General features: G+C 48.7%; 8 protein-coding genes. 7 read left to right on the top strand and 1 reads right to left on the bottom strand.

What is annotated here, in order from left to right:
- Positions 1-63 precede the first annotated feature (63 nt).
- The 7 genes from ABVN44_RS24620 to ABVN44_RS24590 all read left to right on the top strand — a co-directional run bounded on the left by ABVN44_RS24620 (position 64) and on the right by ABVN44_RS24590 (position 4,705).
- Positions 64-768 carry an IS6-like element IS26 family transposase gene (locus tag ABVN44_RS24620; RefSeq protein WP_001067858.1) on the top strand — a complete coding sequence of 235 codons (705 nt, stop codon included), beginning with the start codon at positions 64-66 and terminating at the stop codon, positions 766-768.
- 143 nt (positions 769-911) lie between these two features.
- Positions 912-1,466: a fluoroquinolone-acetylating aminoglycoside 6'-N-acetyltransferase AAC(6')-Ib-cr5 gene (locus tag ABVN44_RS24615; RefSeq protein WP_063840321.1), complete on the top strand. Its 555-nt coding sequence runs from the start codon at positions 912-914 to the stop codon at positions 1,464-1,466.
- Between the two features lie 130 nt (positions 1,467-1,596).
- Positions 1,597-2,427, top strand: coding sequence for an oxacillin-hydrolyzing class D beta-lactamase OXA-1 (locus ABVN44_RS24610; protein WP_001334766.1), 831 nt, complete (start codon positions 1,597-1,599; stop codon positions 2,425-2,427).
- A 137-nt stretch (positions 2,428-2,564) separates the two neighbouring features.
- Positions 2,565-3,197 (top strand): type B-3 chloramphenicol O-acetyltransferase CatB3, encoded by a 633-nt coding sequence (locus ABVN44_RS24605; protein WP_000186237.1) that lies wholly within the window; start codon positions 2,565-2,567, stop codon positions 3,195-3,197.
- Between the two features lie 84 nt (positions 3,198-3,281).
- The gene (locus ABVN44_RS24600; protein WP_001749986.1) at positions 3,282-3,734 is read left to right on the top strand and encodes an NAD(+)--rifampin ADP-ribosyltransferase Arr-3; all 453 of its coding nucleotides are present in this window, start codon (positions 3,282-3,284) and stop codon (positions 3,732-3,734) included.
- A gap of 222 nt (positions 3,735-3,956) precedes the next feature.
- A complete protein-coding gene (locus ABVN44_RS24595; protein WP_000679427.1) occupies positions 3,957-4,304 on the top strand; it encodes a quaternary ammonium compound efflux SMR transporter QacE delta 1 in 348 nt (115 codons plus the stop codon).
- Entirely contained in the window at positions 4,298-4,705 is a 408-nt protein-coding gene (locus ABVN44_RS24590) for a dihydropteroate synthase (protein WP_104213686.1), read from the top strand. Before ABVN44_RS24595 ends, ABVN44_RS24590 begins: the two co-directional genes overlap by 7 nt.
- Here the strand turns inward: ABVN44_RS24590 and ABVN44_RS24585 are convergent.
- Complete coding sequence (locus tag ABVN44_RS24585; RefSeq protein WP_001067858.1) at positions 4,596-5,300, bottom strand: IS6-like element IS26 family transposase; 705 nt, start codon at positions 5,298-5,300, stop codon at positions 4,596-4,598. The two genes, ABVN44_RS24590 and ABVN44_RS24585, sit on opposite strands and share 110 nt — an antisense overlap.
- Positions 5,301-5,363: the final 63 nt, after the last annotated feature.

Below are 5,363 nucleotides of genomic sequence, written 5' to 3'. Positions count from 1 at the left end.
GGCACTGTTGCAAATAGTCGGTGGTGATAAACTTATCATCCCCTTTTGCTGATGGAGCTGCACATGAACCCATTCAAAGGCCGGCATTTTCAGCGTGACATCATTCTGTGGGCCGTACGCTGGTACTGCAAATACGGCATCAGTTACCGTGAGCTGCAGGAGATGCTGGCTGAACGCGGAGTGAATGTCGATCACTCCACGATTTACCGCTGGGTTCAGCGTTATGCGCCTGAAATGGAAAAACGGCTGCGCTGGTACTGGCGTAACCCTTCCGATCTTTGCCCGTGGCACATGGATGAAACCTACGTGAAGGTCAATGGCCGCTGGGCGTATCTGTACCGGGCCGTCGACAGCCGGGGCCGCACTGTCGATTTTTATCTCTCCTCCCGTCGTAACAGCAAAGCTGCATACCGGTTTCTGGGTAAAATCCTCAACAACGTGAAGAAGTGGCAGATCCCACGATTCATCAACACGGATAAAGCGCCCGCCTATGGTCGCGCGCTTGCTCTGCTCAAACGCGAAGGCCGGTGCCCGTCTGACGTTGAACACCGACAGATTAAGTACCGGAACAACGTGATTGAATGCGATCATGGCAAACTGAAACGGATAATCAACGCCACGCTGGGATTTAAATCCATGAAGACGGCTTACGCCACCATCAAAGGTATTGAGGTGATGCGTGCACTACGCAAAGGCCAGGCCTCAGCATTTTATTATGGTGATCCCCTGGGCGAAATGCGCCTGGTAAGCAGAGTTTTTGAAATGTAAGGCCTTTGAATAAGACAAAAGGCTGCCTCATCGCTAACTTTGCAACAGTGCCTTTAAGCGTGCATAATAAGCCCTACACAAATTGGGAGTTAGACATCATGAGCAACGCAAAAACAAAGTTAGGCATCACAAAGTACAGCATCGTGACCAACAGCAACGATTCCGTCACACTGCGCCTCATGACTGAGCATGACCTTGCGATGCTCTATGAGTGGCTAAATCGATCTCATATCGTCGAGTGGTGGGGCGGAGAAGAAGCACGCCCGACACTTGCTGACGTACAGGAACAGTACTTGCCAAGCGTTTTAGCGCAAGAGTCCGTCACTCCATACATTGCAATGCTGAATGGAGAGCCGATTGGGTATGCCCAGTCGTACGTTGCTCTTGGAAGCGGGGACGGACGGTGGGAAGAAGAAACCGATCCAGGAGTACGCGGAATAGACCAGTTACTGGCGAATGCATCACAACTGGGCAAAGGCTTGGGAACCAAGCTGGTTCGAGCTCTGGTTGAGTTGCTGTTCAATGATCCCGAGGTCACCAAGATCCAAACGGACCCGTCGCCGAGCAACTTGCGAGCGATCCGATGCTACGAGAAAGCGGGGTTTGAGAGGCAAGGTACCGTAACCACCCCATATGGTCCAGCCGTGTACATGGTTCAAACACGCCAGGCATTCGAGCGAACACGCAGTGATGCCTAACCCTTCCATCGAGGGGGACGTCCAAGGGCTGGCGCCCTTGGCCGCCCCTCATGTCAAACGTTGGGCGAACCCGGAGCCTCATTAATTGTTAGCCGTTAAAATTAAGCCCTTTACCAAACCAATACTTATTATGAAAAACACAATACATATCAACTTCGCTATTTTTTTAATAATTGCAAATATTATCTACAGCAGCGCCAGTGCATCAACAGATATCTCTACTGTTGCATCTCCATTATTTGAAGGAACTGAAGGTTGTTTTTTACTTTACGATGCATCCACAAACGCTGAAATTGCTCAATTCAATAAAGCAAAGTGTGCAACGCAAATGGCACCAGATTCAACTTTCAAGATCGCATTATCACTTATGGCATTTGATGCGGAAATAATAGATCAGAAAACCATATTCAAATGGGATAAAACCCCCAAAGGAATGGAGATCTGGAACAGCAATCATACACCAAAGACGTGGATGCAATTTTCTGTTGTTTGGGTTTCGCAAGAAATAACCCAAAAAATTGGATTAAATAAAATCAAGAATTATCTCAAAGATTTTGATTATGGAAATCAAGACTTCTCTGGAGATAAAGAAAGAAACAACGGATTAACAGAAGCATGGCTCGAAAGTAGCTTAAAAATTTCACCAGAAGAACAAATTCAATTCCTGCGTAAAATTATTAATCACAATCTCCCAGTTAAAAACTCAGCCATAGAAAACACCATAGAGAACATGTATCTACAAGATCTGGATAATAGTACAAAACTGTATGGGAAAACTGGTGCAGGATTCACAGCAAATAGAACCTTACAAAACGGATGGTTTGAAGGGTTTATTATAAGCAAATCAGGACATAAATATGTTTTTGTGTCCGCACTTACAGGAAACTTGGGGTCGAATTTAACATCAAGCATAAAAGCCAAGAAAAATGCGATCACCATTCTAAACACACTAAATTTATAAAAAATCTAATGGCAAAATCGCCCAACCCTTCAATCAAGTCGGGACGGCCAAAAGCAAGCTTTTGGCTCCCCTCGCTGGCGCTCGGCGCCCCTTATTTCAAACGTTAGACGGCAAAGTCACAGACCGCGGGATCTCTTATGACCAACTACTTTGATAGCCCCTTCAAAGGCAAGCTGCTTTCTGAGCAAGTGAAGAACCCCAATATCAAAGTTGGGCGGTACAGCTATTACTCTGGCTACTATCATGGGCACTCATTCGATGACTGCGCACGGTATCTGTTTCCGGACCGTGATGACGTTGATAAGTTGATCATCGGTAGTTTCTGCTCTATCGGGAGTGGGGCTTCCTTTATCATGGCTGGCAATCAGGGGCATCGGTACGACTGGGCATCATCTTTCCCGTTCTTTTATATGCAGGAAGAACCTGCATTCTCAAGCGCACTCGATGCCTTCCAAAAAGCAGGTAATACTGTCATTGGCAATGACGTTTGGATCGGCTCTGAGGCAATGGTCATGCCCGGAATCAAGATCGGGCACGGTGCGGTGATAGGCAGCCGCTCGTTGGTGACAAAAGATGTGGAGCCTTACGCTATCGTTGGCGGCAATCCCGCTAAGAAGATTAAGAAACGCTTCACCGATGAGGAAATTTCATTGCTTCTGGAGATGGAGTGGTGGAATTGGTCACTGGAGAAGATCAAAGCGGCAATGCCCATGCTGTGCTCGTCTAATATTGTTGGCCTGCACAAGTATTGGCTCGAGTTTGCCGTCTAACAATTCAATCAAGCCGATGCCGCTTCGCGGCACGGCTTATTTCAGGCGTTATGCAGCCAAATCCCAACAATTAAGGGTCTTAAAATGGTAAAAGATTGGATTCCCATCTCTCATGATAATTACAAGCAGGTGCAAGGACCGTTCTATCATGGAACCAAAGCCAATTTGGCGATTGGTGACTTGCTAACCACAGGGTTCATCTCTCATTTCGAGGACGGTCGTATTCTTAAGCACATCTACTTTTCAGCCTTGATGGAGCCAGCAGTTTGGGGAGCTGAACTTGCTATGTCACTGTCTGGCCTCGAGGGTCGCGGCTACATATACATAGTTGAGCCAACAGGACCGTTCGAAGACGATCCGAATCTTACGAACAAAAGATTTCCCGGTAATCCAACACAGTCCTATAGAACCTGCGAACCCTTGAGAATTGTTGGCGTTGTTGAAGACTGGGAGGGGCATCCTGTTGAATTAATAAGGGGAATGTTGGATTCGTTGGAGGACTTAAAGCGCCGTGGTTTACACGTCATTGAAGACTAGTCCTTTGCATAACAAAGCCATCAAACCGGACGCCAGAGATTCCGCGCCTGTTGCGCATGGCTTCGCCATTTTATGCGCAATAGGCGCGCCACCCTGTCGCCGTTTATGGCGGCGTTAGATGCACTAAGCACATAATTGCTCACAGCCAAACTATCAGGTCAAGTCTGCTTTTATTATTTTTAAGCGTGCATAATAAGCCCTACACAAATTGGGAGATATATCATGAAAGGCTGGCTTTTTCTTGTTATCGCAATAGTTGGCGAAGTAATCGCAACATCCGCATTAAAATCTAGCGAGGGCTTTACTAAGCTTGCCCCTTCCGCCGTTGTCATAATCGGTTATGGCATCGCATTTTATTTTCTTTCTCTGGTTCTGAAATCCATCCCTGTCGGTGTTGCTTATGCAGTCTGGTCGGGACTCGGCGTCGTCATAATTACAGCCATTGCCTGGTTGCTTCATGGGCAAAAGCTTGATGCGTGGGGCTTTGTAGGTATGGGGCTCATAATTGCTGCCTTTTTGCTCGCCCGATCCCCATCGTGGAAGTCGCTGCGGAGGCCGACGCCATGGTGACGGTGTTCGGCATTCTGAATCTCACCGAGGACTCCTTCTTCGATGAGAGCCGGCGGCTAGACCCCGCCGGCGCTGTCACCGCGGCGATCGAAATGCTGCGAGTCGGATCAGACGTCGTGGATGTCGGACCGGCCGCCAGCCATCCGGACGCGAGGCCTGTATCGCCGGCCGATGAGATCAGACGTATTGCGCCGCTCTTAGACGCCCTGTCCGATCAGATGCACCGTGTTTCAATCGACGGCACTGTTGCAAAGTTAGCGATGAGGCAGCCTTTTGTCTTATTCAAAGGCCTTACATTTCAAAAACTCTGCTTACCAGGCGCATTTCGCCCAGGGGATCACCATAATAAAATGCTGAGGCCTGGCCTTTGCGTAGTGCACGCATCACCTCAATACCTTTGATGGTGGCGTAAGCCGTCTTCATGGATTTAAATCCCAGCGTGGCGTTGATTATCCGTTTCAGTTTGCCATGATCGCATTCAATCACGTTGTTCCGGTACTTAATCTGTCGGTGTTCAACGTCAGACGGGCACCGGCCTTCGCGTTTGAGCAGAGCAAGCGCGCGACCATAGGCGGGCGCTTTATCCGTGTTGATGAATCGTGGGATCTGCCACTTCTTCACGTTGTTGAGGATTTTACCCAGAAACCGGTATGCAGCTTTGCTGTTACGACGGGAGGAGAGATAAAAATCGACAGTGCGGCCCCGGCTGTCGACGGCCCGGTACAGATACGCCCAGCGGCCATTGACCTTCACGTAGGTTTCATCCATGTGCCACGGGCAAAGATCGGAAGGGTTACGCCAGTACCAGCGCAGCCGTTTTTCCATTTCAGGCGCATAACGCTGAACCCAGCGGTAAATCGTGGAGTGATCGACATTCACTCCGCGTTCAGCCAGCATCTCCTGCAGCTCACGGTAACTGATGCCGTATTTGCAGTACCAGCGTACGGCCCACAGAATGATGTCACGCTGAAAATGCCGGCCTTTGAATGGGTTCATGTGCAGCTCCATCAGCAAAAGGGGATGATAAGTTTATCACCACCGACTATTTGCAACAGTGCC

The organism is Salmonella sp. SJTUF15570, from assembly GCF_043357055.1.
Lineage (GTDB): Bacteria > Pseudomonadota > Gammaproteobacteria > Enterobacterales > Enterobacteriaceae > Salmonella > Salmonella enterica.
This window is presented reverse-complemented; position numbering and strand designations above follow the sequence as displayed.

What these genes read in the sequence shown, in the direction of transcription:
- ABVN44_RS24620 (WP_001067858.1), top strand. Translation starts at nt 64, where the DNA reads ATGAACCCATTCAAAGGCCGGCATTTTCAGCGTGACATCATTCTGTGG.
- ABVN44_RS24610 (WP_001334766.1), top strand. Translation starts at nt 1,597, where the DNA reads ATGAAAAACACAATACATATCAACTTCGCTATTTTTTTAATAATTGCA.
- ABVN44_RS24605 (WP_000186237.1), top strand. Translation starts at nt 2,565, where the DNA reads ATGACCAACTACTTTGATAGCCCCTTCAAAGGCAAGCTGCTTTCTGAG.
- ABVN44_RS24600 (WP_001749986.1), top strand. Translation starts at nt 3,282, where the DNA reads ATGGTAAAAGATTGGATTCCCATCTCTCATGATAATTACAAGCAGGTG.
- ABVN44_RS24595 (WP_000679427.1), top strand. Translation starts at nt 3,957, where the DNA reads ATGAAAGGCTGGCTTTTTCTTGTTATCGCAATAGTTGGCGAAGTAATC.
- ABVN44_RS24590 (WP_104213686.1), top strand. Translation starts at nt 4,298, where the DNA reads ATGGTGACGGTGTTCGGCATTCTGAATCTCACCGAGGACTCCTTCTTC.
- ABVN44_RS24585 (WP_001067858.1), bottom strand. Translation starts at nt 5,300, where the DNA reads ATGAACCCATTCAAAGGCCGGCATTTTCAGCGTGACATCATTCTGTGG.